This window comes from Streptosporangium sp. NPDC051023, from assembly GCF_040689595.1.
In the GTDB taxonomy this organism is placed as follows: Bacteria; Actinomycetota; Actinomycetes; order Streptosporangiales; family Streptosporangiaceae; genus Streptosporangium.
This window is the reverse complement of record NZ_JBFBCE010000054.1, coordinates 45,935-61,702: the sequence shown is the minus strand read 5'-3', so window position 1 is coordinate 61,702 and position 15,768 is coordinate 45,935. Positions and strand designations below refer to the sequence as shown.

At 68.6% G+C, this 15,768-nt stretch carries 18 protein-coding genes; 8 read left to right on the top strand and 10 right to left on the bottom strand.

Features of this window, described 5'->3' with window-relative positions; genetic code table 11:
- Window positions 1-121: 121 nt before the first annotated feature.
- Window positions 122-589 carry an Lrp/AsnC family transcriptional regulator gene (locus AB0395_RS30345; protein WP_366286962.1) on the bottom strand — a complete coding sequence of 156 codons (468 nt, stop codon included), beginning with the start codon at window positions 587-589 and terminating at the stop codon, window positions 122-124.
- A gap of 120 nt (window positions 590-709) precedes the next feature.
- Here AB0395_RS30345 and AB0395_RS30340 point away from each other — a divergent pair, with 120 nt between their 5' ends.
- Together AB0395_RS30340 and AB0395_RS30335 are read left to right on the top strand one after the other, a co-directional pair.
- A complete protein-coding gene (locus tag AB0395_RS30340) occupies window positions 710-1,597 on the top strand; it encodes a phenylalanine 4-monooxygenase (RefSeq protein ID WP_366286960.1) in 888 nt (295 codons plus the stop codon).
- A gap of 374 nt (window positions 1,598-1,971) precedes the next feature.
- On the top strand, window positions 1,972-2,190 hold the full coding sequence (locus AB0395_RS30335) for a hypothetical protein (protein ID WP_366286958.1): 219 nt from the start codon (window positions 1,972-1,974) through the stop codon (window positions 2,188-2,190).
- 11 nt (window positions 2,191-2,201) lie between these two features.
- Here the strand turns inward: AB0395_RS30335 and AB0395_RS30330 are convergent, their stop codons facing one another.
- The 6 genes from AB0395_RS30330 to hisN all read right to left on the bottom strand — a co-directional run bounded on the left by AB0395_RS30330 (window position 2,202) and on the right by hisN (window position 8,151).
- Entirely contained in the window at window positions 2,202-2,921 is a 720-nt protein-coding gene (locus AB0395_RS30330) for a response regulator transcription factor (protein ID WP_366286956.1), read from the bottom strand.
- Between the two features lie 24 nt (window positions 2,922-2,945).
- Window positions 2,946-3,722 carry a phosphate ABC transporter ATP-binding protein PstB gene (gene pstB / locus AB0395_RS30325; RefSeq protein ID WP_366286954.1) on the bottom strand — a complete coding sequence of 259 codons (777 nt, stop codon included), beginning with the start codon at window positions 3,720-3,722 and terminating at the stop codon, window positions 2,946-2,948.
- Window positions 3,723-3,737: 15 nt separating this feature from the next.
- Entirely contained in the window at window positions 3,738-4,631 is an 894-nt protein-coding gene (gene pstA / locus AB0395_RS30320; protein WP_366286952.1) for a phosphate ABC transporter permease PstA, read from the bottom strand.
- Window positions 4,628-5,608 carry a phosphate ABC transporter permease subunit PstC gene (gene pstC / locus AB0395_RS30315; RefSeq protein WP_366286950.1) on the bottom strand — a complete coding sequence of 327 codons (981 nt, stop codon included), beginning with the start codon at window positions 5,606-5,608 and terminating at the stop codon, window positions 4,628-4,630. The genes pstA and pstC overlap by 4 nt, the downstream gene beginning before the upstream one ends.
- 4 nt (window positions 5,609-5,612) lie before the next feature.
- Window positions 5,613-6,731: a phosphate ABC transporter substrate-binding protein PstS gene (pstS, locus tag AB0395_RS30310; protein ID WP_366286948.1), complete on the bottom strand. Its 1,119-nt coding sequence runs from the start codon at window positions 6,729-6,731 to the stop codon at window positions 5,613-5,615.
- Between the two features lie 616 nt (window positions 6,732-7,347).
- Window positions 7,348-8,151 (bottom strand): histidinol-phosphatase, encoded by an 804-nt coding sequence (gene hisN / locus AB0395_RS30305; RefSeq protein ID WP_366286946.1) that lies wholly within the window; start codon window positions 8,149-8,151, stop codon window positions 7,348-7,350.
- A gap of 139 nt (window positions 8,152-8,290) precedes the next feature.
- On the opposite strand from hisN, the gene AB0395_RS30300 reads away from it, so the two are divergent.
- The gene (locus AB0395_RS30300) at window positions 8,291-8,734 is read left to right on the top strand and encodes a DUF4442 domain-containing protein (protein ID WP_366286944.1); all 444 of its coding nucleotides are present in this window, start codon (window positions 8,291-8,293) and stop codon (window positions 8,732-8,734) included.
- Window positions 8,735-8,843: 109 nt separating this feature from the next.
- Here AB0395_RS30300 and rsgA read toward each other — a convergent pair whose 3' ends face one another.
- Together rsgA and aroA are read right to left on the bottom strand one after the other, a co-directional pair.
- Window positions 8,844-9,896 (bottom strand): ribosome small subunit-dependent GTPase A, encoded by a 1,053-nt coding sequence (rsgA, locus tag AB0395_RS30295; RefSeq protein WP_366286966.1) that lies wholly within the window; start codon window positions 9,894-9,896, stop codon window positions 8,844-8,846.
- A 161-nt stretch (window positions 9,897-10,057) separates the two neighbouring features.
- The gene (gene aroA / locus AB0395_RS30290) at window positions 10,058-11,335 is read right to left on the bottom strand and encodes a 3-phosphoshikimate 1-carboxyvinyltransferase (protein WP_366286942.1); all 1,278 of its coding nucleotides are present in this window, start codon (window positions 11,333-11,335) and stop codon (window positions 10,058-10,060) included.
- 60 nt (window positions 11,336-11,395) lie between these two features.
- Between aroA and AB0395_RS30285 the strand changes: the two genes are divergently transcribed.
- Both AB0395_RS30285 and AB0395_RS30280 read left to right on the top strand, forming a co-directional pair.
- Entirely contained in the window at window positions 11,396-12,157 is a 762-nt protein-coding gene (locus AB0395_RS30285; RefSeq protein ID WP_366286940.1) for an SOS response-associated peptidase, read from the top strand.
- 175 nt (window positions 12,158-12,332) lie between these two features.
- The gene (locus tag AB0395_RS30280; protein ID WP_366286938.1) at window positions 12,333-12,665 is read left to right on the top strand and encodes a TraR/DksA family transcriptional regulator; all 333 of its coding nucleotides are present in this window, start codon (window positions 12,333-12,335) and stop codon (window positions 12,663-12,665) included.
- A gap of 61 nt (window positions 12,666-12,726) precedes the next feature.
- Here the strand turns inward: AB0395_RS30280 and AB0395_RS30275 are convergent, their stop codons facing one another.
- Window positions 12,727-13,467: a methyltransferase domain-containing protein gene (locus tag AB0395_RS30275; RefSeq protein WP_366286936.1), complete on the bottom strand. Its 741-nt coding sequence runs from the start codon at window positions 13,465-13,467 to the stop codon at window positions 12,727-12,729.
- 280 nt (window positions 13,468-13,747) lie between these two features.
- Here AB0395_RS30275 and AB0395_RS30270 point away from each other — a divergent pair, with 280 nt between their 5' ends.
- The 3 genes from AB0395_RS30270 to AB0395_RS30260 are packed head-to-tail and all read left to right on the top strand — an operon-like array spanning window position 13,748 to window position 15,664.
- Window positions 13,748-14,353 (top strand): sigma-70 family RNA polymerase sigma factor, encoded by a 606-nt coding sequence (locus AB0395_RS30270; RefSeq protein ID WP_366286934.1) that lies wholly within the window; start codon window positions 13,748-13,750, stop codon window positions 14,351-14,353.
- 46 nt (window positions 14,354-14,399) lie between these two features.
- The gene (rsrA, locus tag AB0395_RS30265; RefSeq protein ID WP_366286932.1) at window positions 14,400-14,666 is read left to right on the top strand and encodes a mycothiol system anti-sigma-R factor; all 267 of its coding nucleotides are present in this window, start codon (window positions 14,400-14,402) and stop codon (window positions 14,664-14,666) included.
- Between the two features lie 53 nt (window positions 14,667-14,719).
- Window positions 14,720-15,664: an NAD-dependent epimerase/dehydratase family protein gene (locus AB0395_RS30260; protein WP_366286930.1), complete on the top strand. Its 945-nt coding sequence runs from the start codon at window positions 14,720-14,722 to the stop codon at window positions 15,662-15,664.
- Window positions 15,665-15,768 lie beyond the last annotated feature (104 nt).

Genomic DNA, 15,768 nt, shown 5'->3' with positions numbered 1-15,768 from the left:
GGTCGCCGCCGGACAATCTTTTGAGGGAGGGTCACCTGTTTGGGTGGCCCTCCTTCTGCATTTTTGAGGGTCACCCGGTTCGGGTGGCCCTTTTTGCGTTTTCCGGGGTATCTCGCCGAGGTCAGCTGGCCGGCGCAGTGCGGAGCAGGGGTTCGATCCGGTAGGGGACCTGAACGGACAGGGCGATGGTCGTGTCAGTGCGCTGTACCGCAGGCGAGGCCAGGATCCTGGCGATGATCTCCTGCAGGTCGGGTGTGCTGCGGGCGACGACGCGGCAGAGTAGGTCGGCCTGGCCGCTGGTGCCGTACACCTCAAGGATCTCGGGCAGTGGCCGTAGTGCCTCCACCGCCTCGGCCAGACGTCCCTGGGCGATCTGCAGGGAGACGAAGGCCAGGATCGGATAACCGACCCCCTCGGGGGTGACGGTGGGGCCGAAGTCGGCGATCACGCCGCGGCTGATGAGTTTCTCCACCCGGGCCTGGACCGTTCCTCTGGCCACGCCGAGCAGGCGGGCGAGCTCGGTGAGGCCGATCCGGGGGTTGGCGCGCATGGTCACCAGGAGGCGACTGTCAAGGCCGTCTATGGGCATCGCACCAGACTAGGCGATATGACCAGTCATAGATAGCATCAACCATACGATCTTGCGCGAACCGCGCAGCGAAACTGCTCGCTCTTGCCAATGATTCCTGATATTGCTGTCATTTCATACATGTTCGAAGAAGCACAGTACTTCGCGCCGGTGGCGACTCGCGACGACGGCACGGTCGAGGTCGAGCTCGCTGCCAGTCATCCGGGCTTCGCCGACCCGGTCTACCGTGCCCGGCGCAACGCCATCGCGGCGCTCGCGGTCGGATACGTGCCTGGCACGCCCATTCCCATCGCCGAGTACACCCCGGAGGAACACGAGGTGTGGGCGCTGGTCAGCCGTGAGCTGGCGGTCAAGCACCGGGTGTACGCGACTACGGAATACCTGAATGCCGTCGAGCGACTGGGACTGCCCCGGGAACGGATCCCACAGCTGCAGGAGGTCAGCGACCTTCTGCAGCCGCTGACCGGGTTCCGCTACATCCCCGCCGCGGGCCTGGTGCCGCTCCGTGAGTTCTACAGTGTGCTGGCCGACGGTTTCTTCCACTCGACGCAGTACATCCGGCATCACTCGACCCCGCTCTACACGCCGGAACCGGACGTGATCCACGAGGTGATCGGGCACGCCAACGCGCTCGCCTCCGACAGGTACTCGCAGCTCTACCGTCTGGCGGGCGGGGCGGCGCGACGGGTCGAGAGCGAGGCGGCGCTGGAGTTCGTCTCGAAGGTCTTCTGGTTCACCCTGGAGTTCGGCGTGATGACCGACCAGGAAGAGCTGCGGGCGTACGGCGCGGGCATCCTGTCCTCCTACGGTGAGATCGAGGAGTTCCGCGGGATGGACATCCGGCCGCTGAATCTCGCTCACATGGGTACCACCCACTACGACATCACGAAATATCAGGATGTTCTCTTCAGGGCCGAGTCGCTGGAGCATCTTGAGGACGTGGTCGGCGACTTCTGGGCCACGTGTGACGACGAGTCCATCGCCAGGCTGGTCGCCGACGCTCGCTGAGGAATCGATGTCCCAGGAGCCGGTGTTCAAGAACTTGCTCTATGTTCGGGCGGGACTTCCTCGCGCCGGCTCCCGCTCTCGCCCCTGTGCGATAAGTCTCGATCATGGGGCGTGGCAGGACAGGAATACCTACGCCCCATCGGGACGATGCGTGGACGTGTACGGCATCACGCAGACCACCGTGACCGACCAGATCAGGCTTATCAGGGCGCTGGTCAGAGGCCGGAGCTCGTTGGCAGAGGGCGAGCGGGTGCTCCGGCTGATGCGGCGGGCGTCACCGAGGCAGGGCTGGGGAATCAGCGCGGTGGCCTGCGAGGGGGCCCGGGTGTCGCTGAAGAACGGCTGGCTGTGTCATGCGGCCAACGGGCGCCGGCATGGGCCTGATCCGGGAGCCGGGGCACGACTACGCCGTGGCTGTCCTCACCGAGGACAGCCTGAGCAGGGATGTGGGCGTCACCGAGGCCACCGAGGCCGAGGGTACGGCCAGGCGCATCCTGGCCGCCTTCCGCGGCGAGCGAGGATGCGCGATCGGTGAGGAGCCGGCGGACGGCGACTCACGCGGAGGAGCGGAGGCCCCGCCGACCGGTGAATGATCGGGCAGGGGTCAGGAACTCTTGTCGACCAGCCGGTAACCGACGCCCCTCACAGTCTGGATGAGCTGGTCGTCGTTGTCGCCGAGGCGGGCGCGCAGCCGTTTGACGTGCACCGCGATCGTGTTGGTCGACGTGGTGTCCGTCGAGTTCCAGACATGACGCATGATCTGCTCGCGGGTCACCGTGCGATGCGCGTTGCGCATCAGATAGTGCAGCAGCTCGAACTCCCGCAGAGGCAGGTGAACGGTCCGCCCGCTGACCTTGACCTGGTAGGCGTTGACGTCGAGTTCCACGTTGCCGACCACAAGCGTACGGCGCATGCCAGACTCCCCGGAGAAGGCGGCCTGTACCAGAGGAAGGAGCTCAGGCACGCGGTACGGCCGGGCCACACATGCGGTGGCTCCGGCCGCGAGTGCCTGGACGGCCTGCTCGGCGTGACTGTCACCCACGCCCAGCAGGACGGGCACCGCCCGTGTCAGTCGTACGGCGCGGATGAACTCCACCGCCCCTATGACCGGAAGGGAGGCACTGACGAGCACCACATCGGGCTGGAGCGCCCCGGCCTGCAACAAGGCTTGGGCGCCGTCGGTGACGCCCATGACCTCGACTCCCTCTCGTTCGAGGGCGTTGGCCAGGCCCTGGACCAAAGCCGATTCCGGATCCGCCACCAGCAGCAGGGGCGCTGTCCGGGTGTCCCCGCTCACCTCGGGTGCCGTCTGCGGCTGGATCACCCGGGTCCTCCTTATGCAGTTGATTTATCCGAAGCGGCCGGTGATGTAGTCCTCGGTCGCTTTTTGAGTGGGGTTGGTGAAGATCCGAGACGTGTCGTCCATTTCGATGACGCGGCCCGGCTGGCCCTGGCCCGCGAGGTTGAAGAAGGCGGTACGGTCGCTGACCCGGGCGGCCTGCTGCATGTTGTGCGTCACGATGATGATCGTGAACTGGTTCTTCAGCTCGGCCATCAGGTCCTCGATCGCCAGGGTGGAGATCGGGTCGAGCGCGGAGCACGGCTCGTCCATCAGCAGGACCTCGGGCTTGACCGCGATGGCCCTGGCGATGCACAGGCGCTGCTGCTGTCCGCCGGACAGGCCCGCTCCCGGCTTGTTCAGGCGGTCCTTGACCTCGTTCCAGAGGTTGGCACCCTTCAGCGAGGTCTCGACGATGTCGTCGACCTCGGACCTGGAGTATCCACCGTTGAGCTTGAGGCCGGCCGCCACGTTCTCGGCGATCGACATCGTGGGGAACGGGTTGGGGCGCTGGAAGACCATGCCGATCATGCGGCGCACCGAGACCGGCTCGACGTCCGCGGCGTAGAGGTCCTCCCCGTCGAGCAGGACCTTGCCCTCGACGCGTGCGCCGGGGATGACCTCGTGCATGCGGTTCAGGGTCCGCAGGAAGGTCGACTTGCCGCATCCCGAGGGACCGATGAAGGCGGTGATCGACTGAGGCTCGATCGTCATCGAGATGTCCTCGATCGCCTTGTGCTTTCCGTAGTACGCGTCGAGGCTCGAGACCTGGATCTGCTGGCTCATTTCCGACGTTCCTTCCTATCGACCCCTGGCGGGCGAGCGCCACCAGCCGATGAGGCGCGCCACCAGGTTGAGCAGCATGACGATCAGAATGAGTGTGAGCGCTCCGGCCCACGCCCGGTCGATGGCGGCGTCCGTGGGACGGGCCGACTGACCGAACACATAGAGCGGCAACCCCATCTGCGGCCCGCTGAAGGGGTCGGTGTTGATGGAGTCGGTGAAGAAGACGGTGAGCAGCAGCGGGGCCGTCTCGCCCGCGACACGGGCGATGGCCAGCATGACACCGGTCACGATGCCGGTGAACGCGGTCGGCAGGACGACCCTGACGATCGTCCGCCACTTGGGCACGCCCAGCGCGTACGAGGCCTCGCGCAGGTCGTTGGGGACGAGCAGGAGCATTTCCTCCGCTGAACGGACCACCGTCGGCATCATCAGGATCGACAGGGCGAGGGCGCCCGCGAAACCGGAGAACGGCATGCCCAGAGCCAGGATCCAGAAGGCCAGGATGAACAGGCCGGAGACCACGGAGGGGATGCCGGTCATGACGTCGACGAAGAAGCTGATCGCCCGGCTCAGTCGTCCGCCCCTGCCGTACTCCACGAGGTAGATCGCGGTGAGCAGGCCGATGGGGATCGAGATGATGGACGACAGCAGGACCTGCTCGAGCGTGCCGATGATGGCGTGGTAGGCGCCACCGCCCGCGTCCCTGGCCCCGATGTTGCGCATCGAGTGGGTCAGGAACTCCACGTCGAGCCTGGCGAGGCCGTTGCTGATCACCAGCCAGAGGACGGAGACCAGAGGCACGACGGCGATGGCGAACGACAGGTAGACGAGCCCCTGGATGACCTTGTCCTTGAGGCGTCTGCCCACGGAGATGCGCTGGATCGCGCTCGTGTGCTGGATCGCGGTCATGCGGCAGCCCCGGAGAACTCCTTGCGGCGGGCGACGATCAGGCGGGCGGCCGTGTTCACCAGCAGCGTGATGATGAACAGCACGAGACCCGACGCGATCAGCGCGCCGCGTCCGAGCGGGCCCGCCTCCCCGAAGCCGTTGGCGATGTTGGCGGCGATGCTGTTGCCCTGGGGAGAGAGGATCTGGAAGCTGATGCCGAACGACGCGGGAAAGATGAGGGCGACGGCGATGGTCTCGCCCATGGCGCGGCCGAGTCCGAGCATGGAGGCGCTGATGACGCCGGGACGCCCGAAGGGCAGCACCGCGGTCCTGATGACCTCCCAGCGCGTCGCGCCGAGGGCCAGCGCGGCCTCCTCGTGCATCCTCGGCACCTGGAGGAACACCTCCCGGGAGATCGCCGCGATGATCGGCAGGATCATGATCCCCAGGATGATCGAGCCCGTCATGATCGAGTGACCGCCGACCGATTCACCGTCGAACAGCGGGATGAACCCGAGGTACTCGTTGAGGAACTCATAGGGTCCCTGGACGAGCGGGACGAGGAAGATGACGCCCCACAGGCCGTAGACGACGCTGGGCACCGCGGCCAGCAGGTCGACGACGTAGCCCAGGATTCCGGCCAGTCGGCGGGGGGCGTAGTGGGAGATGAACAGCGCCACCCCGACAGCCACCGGCACTGCCATGACCAGGGCGAGGAGTGAGCTGAGGAGGGTGCCGAACGCCAGAGCCGCGATGCCGAAGGAGGGCTCGGTGTTGTTCGGCGTCCAGGTGAGGGTTCCGAAGAAGCTTCCCTGGTTGGCCTGCAGGGCCGGAATCGCCTCGACGATGAGGAAGACGGCGATGGCCGCCATGATCGCCAGCAGCAGGATTCCGGCGCCCGTCGAGGCGTAGCGGAAGGGAGCCTCACCTCGGCTGCGCCGCGAGGCGGACCGGCCGGTGGCCGACCCGCCGTCGCGAGTACGAAGTGGAGTCGCCATGGACTTAGGAGATCGCCTCGACGGCGGTCCGGACCTTGGCGATCAGCGTCGCCGGCAGCGGGCCGTAGCCGATGCCGTTCAGCGCCTGCTGGCCCTCGTCGCTGGCGGTGTAGGTCAGGAAGGCCTTGACGAGCTTGGCCTCCTCGGCGGGCAGACCCTTCTCGCAGGTGATCTCGTAGGTCACCAGGACGATCGGGTAGGCGCCCGCGGCCTTGGTGGCGTAGTCGATGCTCAGCTTCAGGTCGTTGCCCTGGCCGACGAACTCGGCGGCCTCAACCGTCTTGCCCGCGCTCTCCGGGGTCAGCTCGACGAACTCGCCGGAGCCGTTGGCGACCTTGGCCTTGGACAGGCCGGAGTTCTCGGCGTAGGAGAGACCGACGTAGCTGATCGCGCCGACGCCGCTCTTGACGGCCTGCGCGACGCCGTCCGAGCCCTTGGCGCCCTGGCCCTTGGCCTCGGCGGGCCACGCCTTGGCGGGCTCGTACGGCCAGTCGGCGGTCTTGGCCAGGAACTTGGTGAAGTTGTCGCTGGTGCCGGACTCGTCCGAGTGGTGGAACGCCTGGATCGCCGTCGAGGGGAGCTTGGCGTCGGGGTTGTCGGCCTTGATCGCCGCGTCGTCCCACTTGGTGATCTTGCTGTCGAAGATGCCACCGAGGGTCTTGGGCGACAGCTGCAGGTTGTCAACGCCGGGCAGGTTGTAGACCACGGCCACCGGGCTGATCACCATCGGGAGGTTGATCGCCTTGCCGGTCTTGCAGCGGGCGTCGGCCTGGGCGGGCTCACCCTTGTCGTCCTTGAGCGCCGAGTCGGAGCCCGCGAAGGAGACCGTGCCCTGGATGAAGGCCTGGACGCCGGCGCCCGAGCCGCTGGGCTGGTAGTTGAGGCTGACCCCCGAGTTCGCCTGCTGGAAGTTCTTCTTCCACTCGTCGATGGCGTTCGCCTGCGCCGAGGAGCCCGCGGCGTTGATCGTGCCGCTGAGGCCCCCGCTGCTCGAACCGCCCGAAGAGGGGTCGGCGGCCGAAGCGGCGGTGGTGGGGCTGCTGCCGTTGTTATCGGTGCCGCACGCAGCGAGCGAGAGCGCGCCAACAAGGGTGACCGCGGCGAGCCGGCCTGCATACTTCACGGTTGGGTTCCTCCCACTAAGTCCTTCAACGTTCAGGAGAGTAGGCAGGCAAGGTGACTCAAAACCGGTAGAAAGATGAACGCAAAATGAATGCCTCCGGTCGCTGTCGTGGCGATCCCTTGGGTGAATCTTGGGACTCCGGCCTGGTCCCGGCGCTGTGGGTGACCCCCGGGAGGCGGGGGTTCGTGCGGGGGACCTGGGCCGGAACCCGTTCCGCCAGCATGTAGTGGAGGTCTTAACGCCCCTAGATCGGGCGAAGTCCATCTGAACGGGATTGAACGGTCATTAGCGGACAGTGAACGGCTGATCGGGAGTGCGGGGGGCCGTCGGGTGAACAGATGGTGATCGGCAGGCGATCGCCGGGCGACGGCCGGTCCCGCCCCGGGGTTCCCCGAGCCGGGTGTGTCAGCCGGCGCTCCGTCTCCGCGGGCGGCCCGGTGCCCCGTGCGAGCGGCTCCGCCCCCTCGGGCGGGTCGCCTGCCTCACGCGGGTGGCTCCGCTTCGTGTGGCCGATCCCATGCCTTGCGCGAGCGATCCCGTGCCTCGAGTGGGCGACTCCGCTTCGTGCGAGCGGTTCCGTGCCTCGAGTGGGCGGTTCCGTCCTGGTCGCGAGCTTCTACACGGGGAGCGTGAGCGGGCCGCCGCCGAGGCGCTTGAGGACCTCGCTGTGCAGGGAGCCGTTGGTGCACACCAGGCTGCCGCCGTCCAGGCCGGGAACTCCCGACAGGTCGGTCCAGATGCCCCCTGCCTCCTCCACGATCACCGTCAGCGCCGCGATGTCCCAGGGGGAAAGCTCCGGCTCGGCGGACAGGTCGACGGCCCCTTCCGCGACCAGCATGTGCGACCAGAAGTCCCCGTAGGCGCGGCTGCGCCAGACGGACCTGTTCAGGTCGAGGAACTCCTCGAGCTTGCCCGCCTCCTCCCAGCCGCCGAAGCTGGAGTAGGAGAACGACGCGTCCTCGAGGCGGCTGACCGAGGAGACCTGGCAGCGGGTGGCCTTGGTGAGGCTCTTGCCGGTCCACGCCCCGCTGTCACGGGCGGCCCACCAGCGGCGGCCGAGCGCGGGAGCCGAGACCAGGCCGACGACGACCCGGCCCTGGTCCATCAGGGCGATGAGCGTGGCCCAGACGGGGACGCCCCGCACGTAGTTCTTGGTGCCGTCGATCGGGTCGACGATCCAGGAGCGGGCGCCGTATCCGGTCTTGCCGAACTCCTCGCCGATCACCGCGTCACGCGGGCGGGCCCGGCTCAGCGTGCTCCTGATGGCCTCCTCGACCGCCTGGTCGGCATCGCTCACCGGAGTGAGGTCCGGTTTGGTCTCGACCCGCAGGTCCACGGCCTTGAAACGGCGCATGGTCAGGTCGTCCGCGGCGTCGGCCATGACATGCGCGAGACGCAGGTCGTCGTTGTAACCCGTCACGTTGGGCAACGCTATCGCGTCGGTGGTCGGTTATAGGAGATGGGGAACATGCCACGGAATTGTGTCGCGTCACGTCAGTAATCGGATAGCTGGTGAAACATCCGTTGGATCCGGTGTTACCGACGAGTAGCATTCGGTCATGACGTTCGACGTGGGTGCCTTCGTGCTGCAGAGTGTTCCGTTCGCGCGGACGCTGGACATCGCCTTCGACAGGGTCGAGCCGGGGGTCGCGGTCGCGCGCATGCCCGACCGCGCCGACCTGCACAACCATGTGGGCGGCCCGCACGCGGGGGCGATCTTCACTCTCGCCGAGTCCGCCTCGGGAGCCGCGATGCTCTCCACCTTCGCCGGCGAGCTGGCGCGGGCGACCCCGCTGGTCGCGAACTCCGCGATCCGTTACGTGAGGCCCGCGATGGGCGAGGTCGTCGCGGAGGCGCGCCTGCGGGCGTCCCGTGAGGAGGTCGTGGCCGGGCTGGACGCGGGCGAGCGCCCCGAGTTCGAGGTCACGGTGGACGTCAGGACCACGGACGGCACCCTGGTCTCCGAGATGACCGTCGTCTGGACCCTGCGCCCCAACCGTTGACGATGACCGTCGCCTGGACCTTGTGCCCCGACAGTTGACACCGCCTGGGGCGGGGGAGGGGACGTTCGCCACGGGGTGGGGCTCGCGCGGAGCCTCGGGGCGGTGGCCGTCAGTCGTCGTCGGGGGTGCCCTCGCGGCTGGCGAGCAGGCGGCGCAGGGAGACGAGCCTGGCCGGGTCCGCGTGGCCCGCCGAGACCCAGGCGTCGAGGGCGCACTCGTCACCCAGGTGGTTGCAGCCCTTCGGGCACTCGACGGTGCCCTCGACGAGGTCGGGGAAGCCCGCCAGGACGGTTTCCACCGAGACATGTGCCAGTCCGAAGCTGCGCACGCCCGGGGTGTCGATGATCCATCCGCCCTCGGGAAGCTCAAGGGCGACGGCGGAGGTCGAGGTGTGGCGACCCCTGCCGGTCACCGCGTTGACGTGGGAGACCGCCCGGTTCGCGTCCGGAACCAGGGCGTTGACCAGGGTGGACTTACCCACGCCCGAATGGCCGACGAGCACGCTGATCCGGCTGTGCAGGCGCTCCCTGACGCCGTCGAGGGCGCCGCCTTTCTGGAGCACCACGTACGGCACGCCGAGGGGAGCGTAGAGGGAGATCAGCTCGTCGGGCGGGGCCAGATCGGACTTGGTGAGGCAGAGCAGCGGCTCGATGTCGGCGTCGAAAGCCGCGACCAGCATCCGGTCGATCATCCGGGGCCTGGGCTGCGGGTCGGCGAGGGCCGTCACGATCACGAGCTGGTCGGCGTTCGCGACCACGGGACGCTCGATGCCGTCGGTGTTGTCCGTGTCGTCCGCGGAACGGCGGAGCATCGAGGTGCGGGGCTCGACGCGGACGACGCGGGCCAGCGTGTCGGAGACGCCGGAGACGTCGCCGACCAGTGCTACTCGGTCGCCGACCACGATCCCTTTGCGGCCCAGCTCCCTGGCCTTCATGGCGACCACGATCCGCCCGCTCATGGCGGCACCGTCGGCCCTGTCCTTCTTACGGCGGCGGCCCTTCTCGCCCACCGACTCGACCAGGCACGTGTAACGGCCGCGGTCGACCGCCACCACGAACCCTTCGACCGCGTCCTCGTGCGCAGGACGAATCCTCGTCCGGGGACGGGAACCCTTTCCCGGCCGGATCCTGACGTCGTCCTCGTCGTATTCCCGCTTTCTCAGCTTCTCCGCCTCGATCTGCCCTCGGTCCGATGGTCGGCCGCCGCTGCCGGGCGTCCCCCGGGCCGAGCGGCCCGCGAAACCTCACCGGGTTTCCCTTCGAGCGCCCCGTCGTACGTCCGGCGGGGCGTCTGGCCATGTCTCATCGGTGTCTCATCGGTGTCTCACCGTGTGCCCCGCAGCATGTCCGCCCACATGGAGGCGAACTCGGGGAGGGTCTTACCCGTGGTCGCGATGTCCTCCACCTCGACGCCGGGCACGGCCAGCCCGATCACCGCGCCCGCGGTCGCCATCCTGTGGTCGGCGTAGGAGTGGAAGACGCCGCCGCTGAGCGGGCGAGGCCTGATCTCCAGGCCGTCCGCCGTCTCGTTCGCGTCGCCGCCGAGACCGTTGATCTCCGTGACCAGAGCCGCCAGGCGGTCGGTCTCGTGCCCGCGGATGTGGGCGACGCCGCTGATCCGGCTGGGGGAGTCGGCCAGGGCGGCCAGGGCGGCGATCGTCGGCGTCAGCTCGGCGACGTCGCGCAGGTCCGCCTCGATGCCGTTGACACGCCCGGTGCCGGTGACCGTCAGGCCCTCGGGCGTGCGCTCGACCGAGGCACCCATGTCCGCCAGTAGCTGTCTGAGCTGGTCACCGGGCTGGGTCGTCTCCGCGGGCCAGCCGGGCACGGTGACCGAGCCCCCCGTGACCATCGCGGCCGAGAGGAACGGCGCGGCGTTCGACAGGTCGGGCTCGACGGTGAAGTCCCTGGCACGGATCGGCCCGGGTTCGACCCGCCACACGTCCGGTTCGGAGTCGTCGACCCGGACGCCGAACTCGCGGAGCATCGCGACGGTCATCAGGATGTGCGGCTGCGACGGGATCGGCGGCCCCTCGTGCCGCACGGTCACGCCCTTGTCGAAGCGCGCCGCGGTCAGCAGCAGGCCGGAGAGGAACTGAGAGGAGCCGGATGCGTCGAGTGTGACCTCGCCACCGGACAGCGGGCCCCGCACGGTGAACGGCAGCGCGTCGCCCCGCACCTCGGCGCCGAGGGCACGCAGCGCGCCGAGGATCGTCCCCATGGGCCGCTTGCGCGCGTGCGGGTCGCCGTCGAAGGACACCTCGCCGTCCGCCAGCGCCGCCATCGGCGGTACGAACCGCATCACCGTGCCCGCGAGCCCCACGTCGATCCGTGCCCCGCCGACCACGGGACCGGGGGTGACGGCCCAGTCCGAGCCTGAGGGGCTCTCGTTCGAGGAGGTCATCGTGGTGCCGAGCGCCCGCAGCGCGTTCGCCATCAGGTCGGAGTCGCGGCTGCGCAGCGCCAGCCGTACGACGCCGGGGCCTTCGGCCAGCGCGGCGAGCAGGAGCGCGCGGTTGGTCACGGACTTCGAACCCGGCAGGGAGACGGTCGCGTGGACAGGTTCGGCCGCGGTCGGTGCGGGCCACAGCGGAGCGGACATGGGCAAAAGCCTACCGGGACGAGGACCCCGCGCCTTCGAAGGCGTGGCAAGGTGGTGGATATGTGCGGGAGATACGCGTCCACGCGACCCAAGCAGGAGCTGCTTGAAGAGTTCGAGGTCGAGCTGGACGGGGCGGCCGATGAGGAGCTCGGGGCTGACTACAACGTCGCGCCGACCAAACCGGTCTACGCGGTGCTCAGCCGAGTGCCCAAGGCGGGACCGGGCGGCAGAGCGGTGCGGCAGCTCAGGGTCGTCAGGTGGGGCCTGGTCCCCGCCTGGGCGAAGGACCCGTCCATCGGCTCGAAGATGATCAATGCCCGGGTGGAGACGGTCGCGGAGAAGCCGTCGTTTCGCAAGGCGTTCGCCGAGCGCAGGTGCCTGCTGCCCGCCGACGGTTACTACGAGTGGGCGGTGCTCGAAAACGGGGGAACCGCTGGGAAGCCGAAGAAGCAGCCCTACTTCATCCGGCCCGCCGACGGCGGGGTCATGGCCATGGCCGGGATCTACGAGTTCTGGCGCGACCGGGGCAGGGCCGAGGACGATCCGCTCGCATGGCTGGTGTCCTGCGCGGTCATCACCACCTCCGCGCAGGACGAGCTGGGGGCCATCCACGACCGGATGCCGATGCTGATCGAGCGGGAACGCTGGGCCGAGTGGCTTGACCCCGGAGTGCCGGAGGCCGGGGAGTTCCTGGTGCCCGCGGTCGCGGCCGGGCTGACGGCGTATCCGGTCTCCAGCGCGGTGAACTCGGTGCGCAACAACGCTCCCCAGCTCATGGAACCGCTTCCCGAGGAAGAGCTCAAAGGTCAAGCGCTCTTCTGAAAACTCTCTGTAAACGGTGTAGAAACCCCTGCGAGTGGGCATCCGCTGAGGAAAGCGATACCTCGGGCGAAGGTGGCGAGGTAATCGCGCAGAGATCCCATCATCTTGCCGCCTGCCGGGAGAAGTCGGGGGAATCCCCTCACAGGCCGCCCCCACTTTGCGGAGGTGCGGATTCGTGGACGCCGCGACCGTGCGCATGCGTCTGGAGAACATGCTCGCCGAGCTCGACCGGTCCATCCGGGTCCTTCGGGGGGATTCACTGACCGGGTGGGACCGTTCCGCCGCGGACGCGGGATCGGTCCTGACCGACGCCGACCGAAATCTGGCCATGCTGGAGGCGGCGACCGAACAGCGCCGCGCGGTCGCCGAGGCGCTCAGGCGGCTGGAGGAGGGGGTCTACGGCCGTTGCGCCGACTGCGGCAGTCCCGTGCCGGAGGGCAGGCTTGAGGCGCGCCCCGAGGCCGCCCGCTGCGTACAGTGCCAGGCGAGACGCGAGCGCAGACGCTGATTTTGGCTTGGGTGTGCCGGCGCGGAAGCGCCCAAGCCCGCGACGCCGCCAGGCGTCGCAATCAACACGGCCGCCGGGCGCTCGCGACCAGGTGGATGCCCACCGTGTCGTCGTCGTCGGGGTGCGCCTCAAGCTCGGTGTTGACCAGCCAGGTGAGCGCCCTGGAGTCGGAGGCGAGCACGTGGTCGACCGTCGAGGGGGACAGCACCGTGCGGGGCCGTACCCACTCGACCTCCAGGCCCGCGTCGGTGAGCAGCTCGCGGAGCTGGCCGCTGCTGAAGCAGCGGGTGATGCTTCCGTCGGGCCACGGCACGAGCATGACCTCGTCCGTCTGGCGCAGGTGGGCCCAGTAGTTCTGCTCGGCGAGGATCGCCATCCCGAGCACCAGGGAGTCGACGCAGACCAGCGCCCGTCCGCCGGGCCGCAGCACCCGGGCGACGTCGCCCATCGCGGACTCGGCCATGAGCTCGATCGACATCGCGCGTTCCTCGGCGAGCACGGCGTCCATGCTCTGGTCGGGCAGGAAACGCAGGTCGTCCGCGCGGACCTGGCGGACCTTGGACGCGTCGTGCAGCGCCTGTCCCTCGACGGCCCTGCGAAAGTCGACGACCTCGAGCACCCGGTGCCCGGCCCTCGCGGCCTGGGCGGCCCAGCGGCCCTTGCCGCCCGATAGGTCGAGGATGTTCGAGGGGCCCTCCGGCAGCCAACGGCTCAGCTGTTCGGCGGCGACCGCGCGATAAAAGGTCCAGTACGGCCCGAGCGTTCCTGAGCCGTTCAGCTCTTCGGCCGGGATGGGCAGCACAAGCGGCTCCTGGCGTCTGGTTTCCGATGGTCTCCAGTACCTACCGGTACGTATGTTTTTCCCCGCACCGGGTCGTTCGTCACCTTCTATCTTGTGGGAACAGATGACCGGCCGGGGGTGTTGCAGCGGACAACGCAGATCCTTTCGGGAGGTTGGCCAGCCGATGCTCGCCTTGATCGAACCCGTCGTCCGCCCCGGTGATCGGTCATTCCCTGCTGAGCGGGTATCCTCCGCTCAGTACGGTGTCCCGCGTCAGCAGGACTCCGGCGATCCTAAGGGGGTGGGTCCGGTCCCTGCGACAGATGAGGAGACTCTGGAGCAGCGGAGCACGCGGTTCGAGCGGGATGTCATGCCCTATCTCGACCAGCTTTACTCCGCGGCACTCCGGATGACCCGGAACCCAGCGGATGCCGAAGACCTCCTCCAGGAGACCTTCGCCAAGGCCTTCGCGTCCTTCCACCAGTTCCAGGAAGGCACGAACCTCAAGGCCTGGCTCTATCGCATCCTGACCAACACCTTCATCAACAGTTACCGCAAGAAGCAGCGGGAGCCCAAGCAGTCGGGCGCGGAGGAGATCGAGGACTGGCAGCTCGCCAGGGCCGAGTCGCACACCTCCGGTGGCCTGAAGTCCGCGGAGATCGAGGCGCTGGAGCACCTCCCCGACAGCGACGTGAAGCAGGCCCTGGCCGCGCTTCCCGAGGAGTTCCGCATCGCGGTCTACCTCGCCGACGTCGAAGGCTTCCCTTACAAGGAGATCGCCGACATCATGGGCACCCCCATCGGGACCGTGATGTCGAGGCTCCACCGTGGCCGCCGTCAGCTGCGGACGCAACTCGAGGACTACGCCCGCGAGCGTGGTCTGGTTCCCGCGGAGGGTGCGAAGTGAGCGAGCGCGGTGACAGGCACGGCGAGTTCTTTGGCGAGGTGATCGCATGAGCTGTGGAAAGCCCCACGCCACCGACTGTCGCGACGTCCTGGAGAAGGTCTACACCTACCTGGACGGCGAGCTGGACGAGGGCAACTGTGTCGACATCCGCGTGCACCTCGACGAGTGCGGCCCCTGTCTCGAGGAGTACGGCCTCGAGCAGGTCGTCAAACAGCTGATCGCCAAGCACTGCGGCTGCGACAAGGCCTCGGAGGACCTCCGCGCCAAGGTGCTCAGCCGGATCGAGCAGGTCCGCTCCGAGCTGGCCGGCTGACCTCTTAGGATCTCTCCTACGGCTTTGGCCACACGAGAGACCTGGGGGTCGGCATGCGGATACTCGTCACCGGTGGAGCCGGGTTCATCGGATCCAATCTGGTGGACCGGCTGCTGGCCGACGGTCACGAGGTCACGGTGGTCGACGACCTGTCCGGCGGTGACCGGGCCAACCTGGTCACGGCGGCCGAGAGCCCGCGCTTCGCGCTGCACGAGATGGACATCCGTGACCCGGCCCTGACCGGCCTGGTCGCCGAGGTCAGGCCCGAGGTGATCTGCCACCTGGCCGCGCAGATCAGTGTGCGCAAGAGCGTGGCCGACCCCGTCCACGACGCCAGGCTGAACGTCGAGGGCACCGCCTCCGTGCTGACCGCCGCGCACCACGGCGGCACGCGCAAGGTCGTCTTCGCCTCCTCGGTCGCCGTGTACGGCAGGCCCGAGGTCATCCCGGTTCCCGGTGACGCGGTGACCGACCCGCGCTCGCCGTACGCGGCCTCCAAGCTCAGCGCGGAGACCTATCTGGCCACGTTCAAGGCGCTGTACGGCATCGACTACACCACGCTGGTGCTCTCCAACGTCTACGGTCCGCGCCAGTCGCCGGACGGTGAGGCCGGGGTCGTCGCCATCTTCACCGACGCCCTGCTCAACGGCACTCCGACGGTGGTGTACGGCGACGGCGCCCAGACCCGCGACTACGTGTTCGTCGACGACGTGGTCGACGGCTTCGCCAGGGCGTGCGGAGACGTGGGCAACGGCCGCAGGTTCAACCTGGGCACGGGGGCCGAGACGACGGACCGGGCGCTGCACACCCTGGTCGCCGGCGCCACGGGCGCCCCTGACGAGCCGGACACCGCCCCCGCCCGCCTCGGCGACCTCCCGGCGATGGCCGTCGATCCCGCCCCCGCCTTCGAGGGGCTCGGCTGGCGGCCCAGGACGGACCTGGCCGCCGGGCTGAAGATCACCGCCGACTGGGCGAGGGCCAGGATCGCCGCGCTGTAGTCCGCCCCCTTCCCACAGGGGCGTGTCCTTCGCGTGTTCGCGTTCTCGTGGGACCGTGGAGGTCCTGCGGTCCGTGATGGCGCGGGGTGATGGATTGGTTACGC